We start from the raw sequence: 16498 nt of genomic DNA, 5'->3' as shown, positions 1-16498 counted from the left end.
CGCGGGTAACCATTCTACTGAGCCGCACATTATCACCTCAGTCAACGGCACAAACTTTGAAGGTCCCCAAACTCTCACCATTCAAAGAAAGAATTTGTTATCAATTTATAACAGCCATGTTACCTGCTTAATCCAGCAATACCATGCTTGTCTGCTATGCTTTTTGCTGACAACGCCCGCAATTTTCCCAAAAGTGTGAATCACAACACGCATCTAACACTTTACTTTTCAAGGAGTATTTCCTATGACCCGTAAAGAGCTTGCCAATGCCATTCGTGCGCTAAGTATGGATGCCGTCCAAAAAGCAAACTCCGGCCACCCTGGAGCACCAATGGGGATGGCCGATATCGCCGAAGTGCTGTGGAACGATTTTCTACGCCATAACCCGGCCGATCCCACCTGGTACGATCGTGACCGGTTTATTCTGTCCAACGGCCACGCCTCAATGCTGCTTTACAGCCTGTTGCATCTTTCCGGTTACGACCTGCCGATCGAAGAATTAAAGAACTTCCGTCAGCTCCATTCGAAAACGCCAGGTCACCCGGAAATTGGCTACACACCGGGCGTGGAAACCACCACCGGACCGCTGGGCCAGGGGTTAGCCAACGCCGTCGGCATGGCCATTGCCGAGCGAACGCTGGCAGCGCAGTTTAACCAGCCAGACCATGAGATTGTTGACCACTTTACCTGGGTCTTTATGGGCGACGGCTGTCTGATGGAGGGTATTTCACACGAGGCTTGTTCGCTGGCGGGCACGTTGGGGCTTGGCAAACTCATCGGCTTCTACGATCACAACGGCATCTCGATTGATGGCGAAACCGACGGCTGGTTTACCGACGATACTGCAAAACGCTTTGAGGCTTATCACTGGCATGTGGTGCACGAGATTGACGGTCATGACCCTGAGGCGGTGAAAAAAGCCATTCAGGAAGCGCAGGCTGTTACCGATAAACCGTCGCTGATTATCTGCCGCACGGTGATTGGTTTTGGCTCACCAAATAAAGCCGGAAAAGAGGAAGCGCACGGCGCTGCGCTGGGCGAAGAAGAGGTGGCGCTGACCCGGCAGAAACTGGGGTGGCATCATCCTGCTTTTGAAATCCCCAAAGAGATTTATCGGGCGTGGGATGCACGCGAGAAAGGCGAAAAAGCGCAACAGGGCTGGAAGGAGAAATTCGCAGCTTACCAACAAGCCTACCCGGAACTGGCGGCAGAGTTTTCTCGCCGGATGAGCGGTGGGCTGCCGAAAGAGTGGGAGGCAACAACCCAGAAATATATTACCGAGCTGCAGGCCAATCCGGCCAAAATCGCCACCCGTAAGGCCTCGCAAAATACCCTTAACGCTTACGGGCCTATACTGCCTGAGCTGCTTGGCGGATCGGCGGATCTGGCACCCAGCAACCTGACCATCTGGAAAGGCTCCTCCTCTCTTAAAGAGGATCATGCAGGAAACTACATCCACTACGGCGTGCGGGAATTTGGCATGACCGCCATTGCCAACGGTATCGCCCATCACGGGGGCTTCGTACCGTACACCGCAACGTTCCTGATGTTTGTCGAATATGCCCGTAATGCCGCGCGCATGGCGGCGCTGATGAAAGCCCGACAAATCATGGTTTATACCCACGACTCGATTGGTCTGGGGGAAGATGGTCCTACGCACCAGGCCGTTGAACAGCTCGCCAGCCTGCGTCTGACGCCTAATTTCAGCACCTGGCGACCATGCGATCAGGTTGAGGCGGCGGTAGGCTGGAAGCTGGCAGTCGAACGCCATGACGGGCCAACGGCGCTGATCCTCTCGCGGCAGAATCTGGCGCAGGTTGAGCGCACGCCTGAGCAGGTGCAGCAAATTGCCCGCGGCGGCTATGTACTGAAGGACGGCGGCGGTAAGCCGGATGTGATCTTGATAGCTACCGGTTCAGAAATGGAAATTACGCTGCTGGCGGCGGAAAAACTGACCGGCGAAGGTCGTAACGTGCGGGTGGTGTCTCTGCCCTCAACCGATATCTTCGACGCCCAAGATGAGGCGTACCGGGAATCGGTCCTGCCGGCAAACGTCAGCGCGCGCGTGGCGGTAGAAGCAGGGATTGCTGACTACTGGTACAAATATGTCGGGCTGAAAGGGGCAATTGTTGGGATGACGGGTTATGGAGAGTCGGCTCCGGCGGACAAGCTGTTCCCGTTCTTTGGCTTTACGGTGGATAACATCGTCGACAAAGCGCACAAGGTGCTTAACGCGTGATCCACAGCGTGGGCCAGGCATCTGGCCCATGCCAGTTATCACAACTTGGCTCCTGGGCGTAACGCACCAGGCGAAAACGTTGCCCGTCGTAGCGCCAGCGGGTCTGGATACCGCAATCTGCCAACCCTCGTCCTTTAGCGAGGGTAACCAGCTCCCGCGACTTCTCGTCAAACGTCGCGTTGGTCAGCTCCATATCGCGACTTTCCGCCTCCGTTTTAAAAGGCAGGCTTAAACGTACCGCGCGTGAAGTCAACGGAGTAGTACGTGAAACCACCCACGCCAGATCGATAGTGTTATACGCCCCGGCCTCACAACTAATCATAAGCAGCGCTTTATCATCCGTTAGGGCCGTGACGCGCATCTCGCGACGCAGCGGATCGATAGAGCAGCGAATACCGTTGATTCGCCAGTTACCATAGTCCAGCAGTTCACTGCGCTCCTGCTGTGTGAGAGGCGTTGGCGTTGGATTAATGACCGCTACACCTTTCAGCGCGGGGGCCGGAGGTACACTGAGCGGAGGCTCGTCACCTTTTTCAATCCATGCGGTTTCGCTCCCCACCCGTTTTTGCTGGGCGTCGATAAACAACAACGCGGCTTTTAGCCCGACCAGCGAAAGGTTTTGCGCACCTTTTTGCAGGCTAATCACCTTCGCGTCCTGTACGGTTTGTAAAAATGTGCTGATGGTGGTGGGATCATCGGTCGTCAGCTGCCAGGGAGTTATGCGCCAGTGCTCGCCGCTCAGCGAGAGTGGCGCACCATCCAACAGCAGACGCGGCGCAATATCGCTCTCTTTGACGCTGGACGATTCCAGCCCGCCCAGCTCAATACGCAACACGGCATCGGTATGTGCCCCGGCGCTGCGGCTCAAGGTCATGACCAGGCCGTGGTGCTCCCCGGTATTGCGCGCCACGCAAAAATTTTGGTTATTACACGTCACCTGCCAGTCAGAAAACGCCTGTTGCGCGGGCGCAGCCCACAGCAAACGGGCGGGTAGCAACCCGAGCAGGAAAAGGAGAATAACGCGATAGCGCATGGACGGTACAACCCCGAAGTCAAAACACACAGCCTAAGCGGTATCTTCCTTGCGCGACTGATGTGGCTCAATAAGAATCGTCGGATTGGCCGTAATTTTGTAAAGAAATATAAATCCCGCGCATCAGTCCATGAGATGCGATGACTGCAAATAGTTCAGTAATAGCACCGTTTTACCGTCACGGATCTCACCTGTTTTGATCATTTCCAGCGCCTGTGTGAACGGCAGTTCCAGAACTTCAATATCTTCATCTTCCACGCCGCCACCCGCGTTTGCACGCTGGCTGTCACTGTATTGTGCGATGAAGAAGTGGATTATTTCCGTCACACCGCCCGGCGACATGTATAGCTCAAACAGTTTACGTACTTCACCCACTTCAAAGCCGGTCTCTTCAATCGCCTCTTTTCGAATACATGCTTCCGGTTCGTCGTTATCCAGCAGCCCGGCGCAGGTTTCAATCAGTTGACCGTCTTCGTTACCGTTGACCCATGTCGCAACGCGAAACTGGCGGATGAGCACCACCGTTTTCTTCTCCGGGTTATACAGCAGGATTGTGGCGCCGTTGCCACGATCGTAAACCTCACGTTTGTGACGGATCACCTCTCCATTCTTACGGGTCAGGTCATAAGTGATATTGCGCAGGACGAAGTAGTTATCGGAAAGGACTTTATCTTTGATGAGGGTAATTTTTTGCGACATACCGGCTCCACAGCAAGAAGTGAGAAATAATACTACGCCGTGAAACCGGGTTTGTCTTGGAACAATGTAGGCCTGATAAGCAAAGCTCCATCAGGCATTCATGCGGCACATTGCCGGATGGCAACGCTAACGCGTTTTATCCGGCCTACTCGCCGATTAATGAGATTTGACTGATTTTACGCCCAGCCAGTCGACGATCCCCTGGGCGGCATGCCGCCCTTCCGCCATAGCCGTCACCACCAGGTCTGCACCGCGTACCGCGTCACCACCGGCAAAGATTTTCGGGTTACTGGTTTGATAACGGTATGCACTTTCAACATCGGCGGCAATGCGCCCCCAGTTATCGACCTTAACGCCATGCGACTCCAGCCACGGCATGCCGTGTGGGTGAAAACCAAACGCCATAATCACCGCATCTGCGGGCATCACAAACTCACTCCCGGCAATGGGAACCGGGCGGCGACGGCCCTGCGCATCAGGTTCGCCAAGTTGAGTACGTAAGAAACGCACACCGCTGACTCGCCCATCGGCATGCAACACCAGCTCAACCGGCTGAACGTTAAACTCGAAATTTGCCCCCTCTTCCCGGGCGTTCTTCACCTCTTTTTTCGAGCCGGGCATGTTGGCTTCATCACGACGATAGGCGCAGGTCACCTGGCTTGCGCCATGACGCAGGGCGGTTCGCACACAGTCCATTGCCGTATCGCCTCCGCCCAGCACAACCACGTTTAGTCCGGCGGTATCGATAAACGGTTCTTCAGGCAGTTCCTCCAGCCCCATCACCTGCTTGGTGTTGGCAATCAGGAACGGCAGCGCATCATACACGCCAGGCGCATCTTCATTTGGCAGGTCAGCCTTCATGGAACGATAGGTTCCTACGCCCACGAACACGGCATCGTAATCCTCCAGCAGCTTTTCAAGCGCGACATCCTTACCCACTTCACAGTTAAGTTCAAAATGAATGCCCATGGCGCTGAAGATTTCACGGCGACGCGCCAGCAGCGATTTGTCCAGCTTGAAGGCCGGAATACCGAACGTCAGCAAACCGCCAATTTCAGGATGGCGATCGTAAACGGTGGCGCTGACGCCGCTGCGCGCCAGCACATCCGCACAGGCCAGACCCGCCGGACCCGCACCGATGATGGCAACACGCTTGTCCACTTTCTGCACATGGCTTAAGTCCGGTCGCCATCCTTTACTCAGCGCCCGATCGGAGATGTAACGCTCAATATTACCGATGGTGACTGCGCCATGCTCGCTACGCACCGTGCATGCCCCTTCGCAGAGTCGATCCTGCGGGCAAACGCGTCCGGTCACCTCCGGCAGGCAGTTGGTCTGGTGAGAAAGCTCAACCGCCGCGTCGATATTCCCGGCTTTGACCAGTTCAATCCACTGCGGAATGTGGTTATGCAGTGGACAGGTCCATTCGCAGATACTGTGGTCGCCGCATTTCAGGCAGCGAGAGGCTTCGCGCTCCGCCTGTGCCGTACGAAACGGCAGATAGATCTCTTCAAAGCTGGTTTTCCGGGCTTCAATCGCCAGTTTATCCGGCTCCCCACGCGCAGGCGTCGCCTGCATTTGCTCACGTTTAGTGATGACATGTGGAACAAAATCGGTAGTGCTGGCATGCCATGGCTGGCTTTCCAGACTTGCGGCACGTAGCCTGCGCGCTTTTGACAGACCGGTAAGCGAATTTTCCGTCACCAGCTGTAACGCCTGCGCCGGACAGTTCTCTACGCAGGCGGGTCCCTGTTCACGCCCCTGGCACAGATCGCATTTGTGCGCGGTAGCTTTCACCTTCCCTTTGGCGACGGGAGTGAGTACGATCTGCATCGTGCCGAAAGGACAGGCAACGACGCACGATTTACAGCCAATGCACTTTTGCGGGTTCACCTGAACGCTGTCGTTATCATGGCTAATTGCCCCGTTTGGGCAACTTCTGGCGCAGGGTGCATCTTCGCAGTGGTGACAGGTCACCGCGCTGCGCTGCTGCTGATGCTTAATGACGGTAATTCGGGGCTGAAAATGCCGTTGGTCCAGGACATGCTGTTCGCCATTGTGAGCCATGACGCAGGCGACCTCACAGGCATGGCATCCCAGGCACTGCTGGCTATTGACCATAATAAAACGATTCATGGCTTCCTTCTTTTTTGGTTGCAAAAACCTTATTCTTTATAAGAGTGTTATTAACCGACACGGAAGGAAGCGGCAATGTTCATTTGCCCAGGAAGCACAACTATTTATCCAGAACCTGTGGCAGATCAATTTATTTCATCGCATATGAAATTGTGTTTCAGTTACCATCCAGTTTCATGGCGTTTTATTAACATTTATCAAATACACCGCATCGTTCACGCTGTTTTCAGGCGCGACGTGTATTGTGTGAGGATGCACAAGTGACGGTAAAGCGTCCGGTCTCGGCCAGTCTGGCTAAAGCTTTTTTCTACATAGTGCTGCTGTCAATTCTCTCAACGGGTATTGCGCTGCTCACGCTGACCAGCAGCTTGCGAGATGCCGAAGCCATCAACGTTGCTGGCTCGTTGCGCATGCAAAGCTACCGTCTGGGTTACGATCTACAAAGCCAGAGCCCGCAGCTTAACGCCCACCGCCAGCTTTTCCAGCAGGCGCTAAACTCGCCAGCACTACAGAATCTGAACGCGTGGTATGTGCCACAAGCGGTAAAAAGCCGCTATGGACGTCTGCATGCTAACTGGCTGGAAATGAACGCCCGCCTGGTCGACGGCGATTTGAAATGGTACCAGGCCAACATCAACAACTACGTCGATCAGATCGATCTCTTCGTGCTGGCGTTGCAGCATTATGCCGAACGCAAAGTGATGCTGGTATTTGGCATCTCGCTGGCGGGCGGGATAGGCATATTCACCCTCGTCTTCTTTACCCTGCGGCGCATTCGCCAGCAGGTGGTGCGTCCGCTGAATAAACTGGTGATGGCCAGTCAGCAAATTGAACACGGTCAGTTTGATATCCCACCGCTGGATACCGGTTTGCCCAATGAACTGGGATTGCTGGGCAAAACGTTTAGCCAGATGTCGAGTGAATTACACAAGCTGTATCGTTCGCTGGAAGCGTCTGTGGCCGAGAAAACTCACGATCTCCACGAAGCCAATCGCCGTCTGGAGGTGTTGTATCAGTGCTCCCAGGCGTTAAATACCAGCCAGATTGACGTGCACTGCTTCCGCCATATTTTACAGATCGTCCGCGAACATGACGCCGCGTATTTCCTTGAACTCACCGTCGGTGATAACTGGCGGATTAGCGAAGGGACTAAAAGCCCCGAGCTGCCGATGCAGATCCTGCCTGTCACCATGCAGGAAACCGTCTACGGCGAACTGCACTGGCAAAGTCCAAACGTCAGTGCTTCTACTCCGCTGCTCAACAGCGTCTCCTCGATGCTGGGACGTGGGTTGTACTTCAACCAGGCACAAAAACATTTTCAGCAGCTGTTGTTAATGGAGGAGCGAGCGACGATTGCACGCGAACTGCACGACTCACTGGCGCAGGTGCTCTCTTATTTACGTATTCAGCTCACGCTGCTGAAGCGTTCAATTCCGAAAGATAACGCCCCGGCGCAAAGCATTATGGCGGATTTCTCCCAGGCGCTGAACGATGCCTACCGTCAGCTACGAGAACTGCTCACCACCTTCCGTCTGACCTTACAGCAGGCAGACTTACCCTCCGCCCTGCATGAAATGTTGGAAACGCTGCAAAATCAAACCTCAGCTAAACTCACACTCGACTGTCGGTTACCCACGCTAGCGTTGGATGCTCAAATGCAGGTGCATCTGTTGCAGATCATTCGTGAAGCGGTGCTGAACGCCATTAAACATGCGAGTGCGAGCGAAATTGCCGTCAGCTGCGTAACGGCTCCGGACGGCAACCACACGGTTTATATCCGCGATAACGGCATCGGCATTGGCGAGCCGCATGAGCCTACAGGGCACTATGGACTAAATATTATGCGTGAACGGGCGGAAAGACTGAGCGGCACGTTGACCTTCTCTCAACCTTCCGGAGGGGGAACGTTGGTGAGCATCAGTTTCCGTTCGGCTGAATCAGACAGTGAGCTAACGTAAAGAACCGCAAAGCGCCGTCGAGTCTGGATCCAGGCCTGACGGCGTTGGCACGAAAGGTATGCTGTAAACGGGCATGATAATTTACATTATCTTCTTTTTTTCTCCACGTTTGACCCGTACCTTGCCGCTAAAGTGAAGCAAGCCATACCCATAACGATACGCAGAAACACGAGGTCCTCTTTTAATGGCGAATTTTTTCATCGATCGCCCCATTTTTGCCTGGGTGTTAGCTATCCTGTTGTGCCTGACAGGAGCCCTGGCTATTTTTTCACTGCCCGTTGAGCAATATCCCGATCTGGCACCGCCAAACGTGCGGGTCACCGCCAACTATCCCGGCGCTTCGGCTCAGACTCTGGAAAACACCGTCACCCAGGTTATCGAGCAGAACATGACCGGTCTCGATAACCTGATGTACATGTCATCGCAGAGCAGCGGGACAGGTCAGGCGACGGTTACGTTGAGCTTCGTTGCCGGAACCGATCCTGACGAGGCCGTCCAGCAGGTGCAAAACCAGCTGCAATCGGCAATGCGTAAACTGCCGCAGGCGGTACAGGATCAGGGGGTCACGGTGCGTAAGACCGGGGACACCAATATTCTGACTATCGCCTTTGTCTCCACCGATGGCTCAATGGATAAGCAGGACATCGCCGACTATGTCGCCAGTAACATTCAGGATCCGCTTAGCCGTATTAACGGCGTGGGAGATATTGACGCTTACGGCTCACAGTACTCCATGCGGATCTGGCTTGACCCGGCCAAACTGAACAGTTTCCAGATGACTGCTAAAGATGTGACCGACGCTATCGAGTCACAGAATGCGCAGATTGCCGTCGGACAACTCGGCGGCACGCCTTCGGTGGACAAGCAGGCGCTGAACGCGACGATCAACGCCCAGTCGCTACTACAGACTCCGGATGAATTCCGCGCCATTACGCTACGCGTCAACCAGGATGGCTCAGAAGTTAAACTGGGCGATGTGGCGACGGTCGAAATGGGTGCTGAAAAGTATGATTACCTCAGCCGCTTTAATGGAAATCCTGCCTCCGGCCTGGGCGTGAAGCTGGCCTCCGGCGCCAATGAAATGGCGACGGCGGAGCTGGTTATCAACCGTCTGAACGAGCTGTCGCAATATTTTCCACACGGGCTGGAATATAAGGTGGCATATGAAACCACCTCCTTTGTCAAAGCCTCAATCATCGACGTGGTAAAAACCCTGCTGGAAGCGATCGCGCTGGTATTCCTCGTGATGTACCTGTTCCTGCAAAACTTCCGCGCCACGCTGATTCCCACCATCGCCGTTCCCGTCGTCCTGATGGGTACCTTCTCCGTGCTTTACGCCTTTGGCTATAGCGTTAATACCTTGACGATGTTTGCGATGGTGCTGGCGATCGGCCTGCTGGTCGATGACGCCATTGTGGTAGTGGAAAACGTCGAGCGTATTATGAGTGAGGAAGGACTCTCTCCGCGGGAAGCGACACGGAAATCGATGGGGCAAATCCAGGGTGCGCTGGTCGGTATCGCCATGGTGCTGTCAGCGGTGTTTATCCCGATGGCCTTCTTCGGCGGCACTACCGGGGCTATTTACCGCCAGTTCTCGATTACTATCGTCTCCGCAATGGTGCTGTCTGTTCTGGTGGCGATGATCCTCACCCCTGCCCTGTGCGCCACCCTGCTCAAACCGCTGCATAAGGGCGAGCATCACGGGCAAACCGGTTTCTTCGGCTGGTTTAACCGAATGTTTAATCGCAACGCCGAGCGCTACGAAAAAGGCGTTGCCAGAATTCTGCACCGCAGTCTGCGCTGGATACTGATCTACGGCCTGCTGCTCGGCGGGATGGTTTTCCTGTTCCTGCGCCTGCCAACCTCCTTCCTGCCGCTGGAAGACCGCGGCATGTTTACCACCTCGGTACAGTTGCCCAGCGGCTCCACGCAGCAGCAAACATTGAAAGTGGTTGAGGAAGTGGAGAAGTATTACTTCACCCATGAGAAAGACAACATTATGTCAGTCTTTTCCACGGTCGGTTCTGGCCCTGGCGGGAACGGTCAAAACGTGGCGCGTATGTTTGTCCGCTTAAAAGACTGGGGTGAGCGCGACACCACTACCGGAACCTCTTTCGCCATCATCGAACGTGCGACCAAAGCCTTTAATAAGATTAAAGAAGCCCGCGTCTTCGCCAGCAGCCCTCCGGCTATCAGCGGCCTCGGAAGCTCTGCCGGTTTCGATATGGAGCTGCAGGATCACGCCGGTGCGGGCCATGATGCGTTAATGGCTGCGCGCGACAAACTCATTGAATTGGCCGGGAAAGACACCTCCCTGACCCGCGTTCGTCATAACGGTCTGGACGACAGCCCGCAGTTGCAAATTGATATCGATCAGCGCAAAGCCCAGGCGCTGGGCGTTTCCATCGACGACATCAACGACACATTGCAAACGGCCTGGGGTTCCAGCTACGTCAATGACTTTATGGACCGGGGCCGTGTGAAGAAGGTTTACGTGCAGGCGGCAGCAAAATATCGCATGCTCCCGGACGACATCAACCTGTGGTACGTACGCAATAACAACGGTGGCATGGTGCCTTTCTCGGCCTTTGCGACTTCACGCTGGGAAACCGGTTCACCACGTCTGGAGCGCTATAACGGCTACTCCGCGGTCGAGATTGTCGGCGAAGCCGCGCCGGGCGTCAGTACCGGTACGGCAATGGACATAATGGAATCGTTGGTGCGCCAGTTGCCGACCGGGTTCGGCCTCGAATGGACGGCGATGTCCTATCAGGAACGGCTGTCGGGTTCTCAGGCCCCCGCCCTGTACGCCATTTCTCTGCTGGTGGTATTCCTGTGTCTGGCGGCCCTGTATGAAAGCTGGTCGGTACCCTTCTCCGTCATGCTGGTCGTGCCGTTGGGGGTTATTGGCGCGCTACTGGCGACCTGGATGCGCGGCCTGGAAAACGATGTGTATTTCCAGGTCGGGTTACTTACCGTTATCGGGCTATCGGCGAAGAACGCAATATTGATTGTTGAATTCGCCAATGAGATGAACGAGAAAGGACACGATCTGCTCGACGCCACGCTCCATGCTTGTCGCCAACGTTTACGCCCAATCCTGATGACCTCACTGGCGTTTATCTTCGGGGTGCTGCCGATGACCATCAGCAGTGGCGCTGGTTCTGGCGGTCAACATGCGGTGGGGACTGGCGTAATGGGCGGGATGATTTCAGCCACAATTCTGGCGATTTACTTCGTTCCCCTGTTCTTTGTGCTGGTGCGCAGACGCTTCCCATTGAAGCCACGCCCAGAATAATCGGGCACAAAAAAGGCGACTTACGTTGAGTCGCCTTTTTTTATCCTTTACAGGATATGAATTTCTTCCAGAAAATTATTTACGAAGCATCACTTCGATAAAGTCTTTCCAGTTCCCCAGTTCACGTTCAATCATAACAACCTCTCTTATTATTATGGGCATTCTACGAAATCATCATCATTAAAAGAAGGCAATTTAACCGATGGTTGCGATTGATTCCTCCAGTGTTTGGGGTTTATGTGATCACTATGCGCTATACCCATAAATTTTATGTGACTTACTGCAATATTTTGAAATATTCATACATCATCTACTACTTTTGCAATTCTGATGGAAAAACAGGCTGATGCAAACAGGCAGATTCTGATTTTTAGTTATACGGTATTTTTTGGAGCTTTCAGGAATCATTATTCACTGTTGTTCAACAATGTTATATTTTTCTATAACGATTGAATGACAATATGTATTATTCATTGCCACAGAATAAAAGAATAAATATTCAAATTACGTCAATAAGGATTCAAATGATCACCCTCTACGGCATTAAGAATTGCGACACGATTAAAAAAGCCAGACGCTGGTTGGAGGCTCAAGGTATTGACTACCGATTTCATGATTATCGCGTCGACGGTCTGGACAACACGCTATTACAGTCCTTTATCAGCGAATTAGGTTGGGAGGCGCTGCTCAATACGCGTGGAACCACCTGGCGTAAACTCGATGAATCCACGCGCAGTCAAATCACCGATGCGGCTTCCGCCGCCGCGTTGATGATTGAAATGCCAGCAATTATCAAACGCCCATTGCTCTGCGCGCCGGGTAAGCCTATGCTGCTTGGTTTCAGTGAATCCAGTTATACTCTGTTTTTTAATGAGGTGTAGTCTATGTCGTGCCCGGTCATTGAGCTGACACAGCAGCTTATTCGCCGTCCTTCCCTGAGCCCGGATGATGCCGGGTGCCAGGCGTTAATGATTGAACGCCTGCGCGCGGTAGGTTTTACCGTTGAGCGAATGGACTTTGGTGACACACAGAATTTTTGGGCATGGCGCGGTAAAGGTGAGACCCTGGCATTTGCCGGTCACACCGACGTAGTGCCTGCCGGCGATGTCGATCGCTGGATCAATCCACCGTTCGAACCGACCATTCGCGATGGCATGTTGTTCGGGCGTGGCGCTGCCGATATGAAGGGTTCACTGGCGGCGATGGTCGTGGCCGCAGAACGTTTTGTCGCCCAGCATCCAAATCATCAGGGTCGTCTGGCCTTTTTGATAACGTCTGACGAAGAAGCCAGCGCCAAAAACGGCACCGTGAAGGTGGTTGAAGCGCTGATGGCGCGTAATGAACGACTGGATTATTGCCTGGTGGGTGAGCCATCCAGCACGGAAATCGTTGGCGACGTGGTGAAAAATGGACGTCGTGGTTCACTGACCTGCAACCTGACCATTCACGGCGTGCAGGGCCACGTAGCCTATCCGCATCTGGCCGATAACCCGGTACACCGCGCGGCCCCCATGCTCAACGAACTGGTGGCGATCGAGTGGGATCAGGGTAACGAATTCTTCCCGGCGACCAGCATGCAGATTGCCAATATCCAGGCTGGAACCGGCAGCAACAACGTTATCCCTGGAGAACTGTTTATCCAGTTCAACTTCCGTTTCAGCACTGAGCTGACCGATGAGATGATTAAAGCACGGGTTCACGCGCTGCTGGAGAAACATCAGCTGCGTTATACCGTCGACTGGTGGCTTTCCGGTCAGCCGTTCCTGACCGAACGCGGTAAACTGGTGGATGCAGTGGTGAACGCCATTGAGCACTATAATGAGATTAAACCGCAGTTACTGACTACAGGCGGGACGTCCGACGGGCGTTTTATTGCCCGCATGGGGGCGCAGGTAGTAGAACTTGGGCCGGTCAACGCCACTATTCATAAAATTAATGAATGTGTTAATGCCGCCGACCTGCAGCTGCTTGCCCGTATGTATCAACGTATCATGGAGCAACTCGTCGCCTGATGAGTGTTCCTGTAAGAGGAAATGAGCATGGACTGGCTGGCAAAATATTGGTGGATTCTGGTGTTGGTGTTTCTGGTAGGCGTGCTGCTGAACGTGATTAAAGATCTCAAGCGCGTCGATCACAAGAAATTTCTTGCCAACAAGCCGGAGCTTCCCCCGCATCGTGACTTTAACGATAAATGGGATGACGACGACGATTGGCCGAATAAGGACCAACCGAAGAAATAATTAATAGGCAGATAAGTCCCGTAGGCCCGGTAAGCGTTAGCGCCACCGGGCATTACGTGCCGGATGGCAACGCTTCGCGTTTTATCCGGCCTACGGTGATCAATCAGATCATGGCAATCACATCATCATCGTGAGGCTTACCGCCGCTCAGCGCTTCATCAAAGTAGTGCTTCGGTACGGTAAAACGCAGATGATCGAGCGCAAACTGCATGCTGCGTTCATCAATGGCGTGCCCCAGATTTTCGACGATATCCAGCGTCACGTCTCCACCAGCGCGCATTAACGCTTCCTGCGCGGCAACGGCATGAGATAACTCAATTACCCGGTCTTCACCACCGTGAATCAAATGCACCGTCGTCGCGGTGGTTGCAGCCTCTGGCAAGGTGGCATAGCGGCCATTGAAGGCGATGACCCGCGATGCCAGCCCCGGCTCAGCTTTGATGCTCTCAAGTGACATAATCGCCCCCTGAGAAAAGCCAATCAGCGCGGTTGCCTGCGGCGAAACGCCGCTGTGCTTCTGCCAGTAACGCACGGTTTCGATAAACACCGGCATTATGGCGTCAACGCGTGCCTGACGACTCTCTTCTGTTACGCCCTGCACCGAAAACCACTGACGTCCGGACGTCGTCCCGTAAGGCTCTGCCCCGCCAATGCTAACGATTAGCGCATCCGGAAACAGCGGCGCAAACCAGGTGCCAATTTCACCCATGGCAACCGGATTATCGCCGACGCCATGAAACAGCAGCAGTAGCTGTTGAGCGGGTTTATCGGGACTTTGAACAACAAAATGGTCATGTTTCATGGCGTTCTCCTTAGCTGATGAGAATCATTCTACGCCGCTTAACCGCAATGACCATGCCAGGAAATTGAAGAAGTTAGTGAAAAAATTGCCATTGCATAATGCGATTATGTAGCCGCTGTTCACGCTCTGCATCCAGCTGATTTAATGCCTGCGCCGCTTCGGCGCGCTGAATGACCAGCAACGCTTTACGACCAGAAATCTTGAGCTGTTGGCACAATTCGGCGTCGCTACGTTTAGCCTGGATGCGTCCGCGCAAAGCAGGAAGAGGTAACTCACTGTGCTCAAGCAGACGACTCAGACAGCCTAGCGACGTCAATAATGGCCGATGCGCGAAGGCAAACCCGGCCAGCTCAGCCCAGTCATCCTCATTAAGCGTAGCCTCTTTCAGAGGGACTAGCGGAATGTTCTCACCGTTCCATCGCGCAAGGATTTCCGCATCACGACGCAAATGCTGGTGCTCCCGCTCAGCAAGGCGTTTCCCCGCTTCGCTAATGGGAAGTAACGCCATGGCGGTATAACAGCCGCTGCTGGCTTCCCGATGATTTCCCATTCGCACCAGCACAAAACCGCAGCGCTGCCAGAAACGCCATAGTTCAGCCGTATACCCAAAACTGACCGACAGATAGTCACACGATGTGGAATAGCGGTAGGCCAGCATAATCAGCTGTTGCCCAATACCTTCTCTTTGGCGCGCAGGATGAACCGCAATTCGACTGACCCGTCTCCCGACGAGCGTCGCCGCCAACGGGTCACCACCGTGCGCCGCCAGCGACTGCGCAACCAGATTCCCTCTCGGTCGACGATATCCGGCCCAGACGGCCTGGCTTAATTCCGCGGATAGTCCCCCTTCATCGACCAACCAGACAGCCCCCGCCACTGAGTCAGCGGTTGATGCCTGAAGAAAATGCTGACCAGGCGCGTCCATCATCCGCCGCAGGTCCAATGGCGAGGTGCGATAATGCGCTCCAGAAAGCAGTTGGTATACCGCTAACGGCAGCGCCGGATTAGCATGCCAGGACTGTTGCTCAAATGCCGAGAAGTGAAGCTCCCCCAATGGGGCATGCGTGAACGTTTTATCATCAAACACCAGCGCATCGCTGACGATTTGCTCCAGCGGACATCCCTGCGCCCAGCGTACCGGTTGCTGCAATTCATAGCGTTGAAGATTGGGGAAGCGGGCACAGAATTTCAGCAAGAAGCCTCTCCCCGTTCCCTCGTAGCCTTGTACTGTAGTGGTTAACAGCGTACGAGGAAAACGCGCCACCAGTTGATGCAACAGCGGCGCGGGGATCGCGGCGGCTTCATCCACAATTAGCCAGTCTGCGATTGCAGAACTGCTTAACAGCGCATCCGGGGCCATAAAACGGTAACGCTCCCCGGCAAATTGCGCCAGCACATCGGTTGCCGCTTTGGCAGGCGCTGTCACAATCGCAGTGCCGTTAATCCGCGCTATGAGTTGCCCTGCCAGAGCGGATTTACCCCGACCCCGTGCGGCCGTCACCGCAACCACACCGGGAGGCATAGCCAGAAAATGATTTAATATCATCGCCTGTTCTGGCTGGGGTTCGCCGGTTGCCGCGTGCCAGGCTGCGCGAGCAGGAAAGTGCGGACAGGAAACCGGCTGATGCTGTTGCCAGTGCAGAGCCTGTCTATCGCGGGAAATCACCCGTTTGACGTGTTCAATAAAGTGCGGTGTAGGGATAGGTTCAGCGCAATCGCTCCAGCGTAGTGAATCCGCGTCCGGATGCGTGTGCCAGGAATGCCAGGCTGGGGTCAGCAAAACCAGCCAACTGCCGGCAAGCAGTGTGCCGCTTAAGGCGGCAAACGCCGCAGCGTCAAAACCTTGCCTGGCGTCAAAAACCGCATGACGAAACTCGCGCCCTAATAATGTTTGTAGCGCCTGCGGCGTACAGCGCGGCTCGATAGGGGCTTGCTCCCCTACCCACAGCCAGTCACCGGGTAACGTGCTGCGTAGCGCTAATGCCTGTTCCTGACACCAGTTCTCCTCGCCGCTGATAATCAGCAGACGACGGATCCCTTCGCGGGTCATTTGTTCGGTTAACGCGCTCAGCGCCGTATTATCGGACATCCCT

The 16498-nt window shown here is 54.4% G+C and carries 12 protein-coding genes; 6 read left to right on the top strand and 6 right to left on the bottom strand.

Annotation, left to right across the window (positions count from 1 at the left end; all coding sequences use genetic code 11):
* Positions 1-244: 244 nt before the first annotated feature.
* Positions 245-2239, top strand: coding sequence for a transketolase (tkt, locus tag IB222_RS06570; RefSeq protein WP_149281439.1), 1995 nt, complete (start codon positions 245-247; stop codon positions 2237-2239).
* On the opposite strand, the gene IB222_RS06565 is transcribed toward tkt, so the two are convergent.
* The 3 genes from IB222_RS06565 to aegA all read right to left on the bottom strand — a co-directional run bounded on the left by IB222_RS06565 (position 2229) and on the right by aegA (position 6107).
* Complete coding sequence (locus IB222_RS06565; RefSeq protein WP_149384780.1) at positions 2229-3272, bottom strand: DUF1176 domain-containing protein; 1044 nt, start codon at positions 3270-3272, stop codon at positions 2229-2231. The two genes, tkt and IB222_RS06565, sit on opposite strands and share 11 nt — an antisense overlap.
* A gap of 123 nt (positions 3273-3395) precedes the next feature.
* On the bottom strand, positions 3396-3971 hold the full coding sequence (gene nudK, locus IB222_RS06560; RefSeq protein ID WP_003835070.1) for a GDP-mannose pyrophosphatase NudK: 576 nt from the start codon (positions 3969-3971) through the stop codon (positions 3396-3398).
* A 156-nt stretch (positions 3972-4127) separates the two neighbouring features.
* Positions 4128-6107, bottom strand: a complete 1980-nt coding sequence (aegA, locus tag IB222_RS06555; protein WP_149281441.1) for a formate-dependent uric acid utilization protein AegA — start codon at positions 6105-6107, stop codon at positions 4128-4130.
* A gap of 260 nt (positions 6108-6367) precedes the next feature.
* Between aegA and narQ the strand changes: the two genes are divergently transcribed.
* Together narQ and acrD are read left to right on the top strand one after the other, a co-directional pair.
* Positions 6368-8065 carry a nitrate/nitrite two-component system sensor histidine kinase NarQ gene (gene narQ / locus IB222_RS06550; protein ID WP_125112678.1) on the top strand — a complete coding sequence of 566 codons (1698 nt, stop codon included), beginning with the start codon at positions 6368-6370 and terminating at the stop codon, positions 8063-8065.
* Positions 8066-8249: 184 nt separating this feature from the next.
* On the top strand, positions 8250-11363 hold the full coding sequence (gene acrD / locus IB222_RS06545; protein ID WP_149384781.1) for a multidrug efflux RND transporter permease AcrD: 3114 nt from the start codon (positions 8250-8252) through the stop codon (positions 11361-11363).
* A gap of 75 nt (positions 11364-11438) precedes the next feature.
* Here acrD and ypfM read toward each other — a convergent pair whose 3' ends face one another.
* Complete coding sequence (ypfM, locus tag IB222_RS06540) at positions 11439-11498, bottom strand: protein YpfM (RefSeq protein ID WP_001386977.1); 60 nt, start codon at positions 11496-11498, stop codon at positions 11439-11441.
* A 389-nt stretch (positions 11499-11887) separates the two neighbouring features.
* Between ypfM and IB222_RS06535 the strand changes: the two genes are divergently transcribed.
* From IB222_RS06535 to IB222_RS06525, 3 genes are read left to right on the top strand one after another with little or no spacing between them, the layout of a single operon-like run.
* Positions 11888-12244 (top strand): ArsC family reductase, encoded by a 357-nt coding sequence (locus IB222_RS06535; protein ID WP_003835078.1) that lies wholly within the window; start codon positions 11888-11890, stop codon positions 12242-12244.
* Between the two features lie 3 nt (positions 12245-12247).
* The gene (dapE, locus tag IB222_RS06530) at positions 12248-13375 is read left to right on the top strand and encodes a succinyl-diaminopimelate desuccinylase (RefSeq protein ID WP_003037976.1); all 1128 of its coding nucleotides are present in this window, start codon (positions 12248-12250) and stop codon (positions 13373-13375) included.
* A 27-nt stretch (positions 13376-13402) separates the two neighbouring features.
* The gene (locus IB222_RS06525; RefSeq protein ID WP_003835080.1) at positions 13403-13603 is read left to right on the top strand and encodes a YpfN family protein; all 201 of its coding nucleotides are present in this window, start codon (positions 13403-13405) and stop codon (positions 13601-13603) included.
* A gap of 103 nt (positions 13604-13706) precedes the next feature.
* On the opposite strand, the gene ypfH is transcribed toward IB222_RS06525, so the two are convergent.
* Both ypfH and IB222_RS06515 read right to left on the bottom strand, forming a co-directional pair.
* Complete coding sequence (gene ypfH / locus IB222_RS06520) at positions 13707-14405, bottom strand: esterase (RefSeq protein ID WP_003835082.1); 699 nt, start codon at positions 14403-14405, stop codon at positions 13707-13709.
* A gap of 73 nt (positions 14406-14478) precedes the next feature.
* Positions 14479-16494 (bottom strand): tRNA(Met) cytidine acetyltransferase TmcA, encoded by a 2016-nt coding sequence (locus IB222_RS06515; protein WP_149384782.1) that lies wholly within the window; start codon positions 16492-16494, stop codon positions 14479-14481.
* Positions 16495-16498 lie beyond the last annotated feature (4 nt).

It is taken from the genome of Citrobacter sp. C13 (genome assembly GCF_014596815.2).
GTDB classification, from domain to species: domain Bacteria; phylum Pseudomonadota; class Gammaproteobacteria; order Enterobacterales; family Enterobacteriaceae; genus Citrobacter; species Citrobacter portucalensis.
This window is presented reverse-complemented; position numbering and strand designations above follow the sequence as displayed.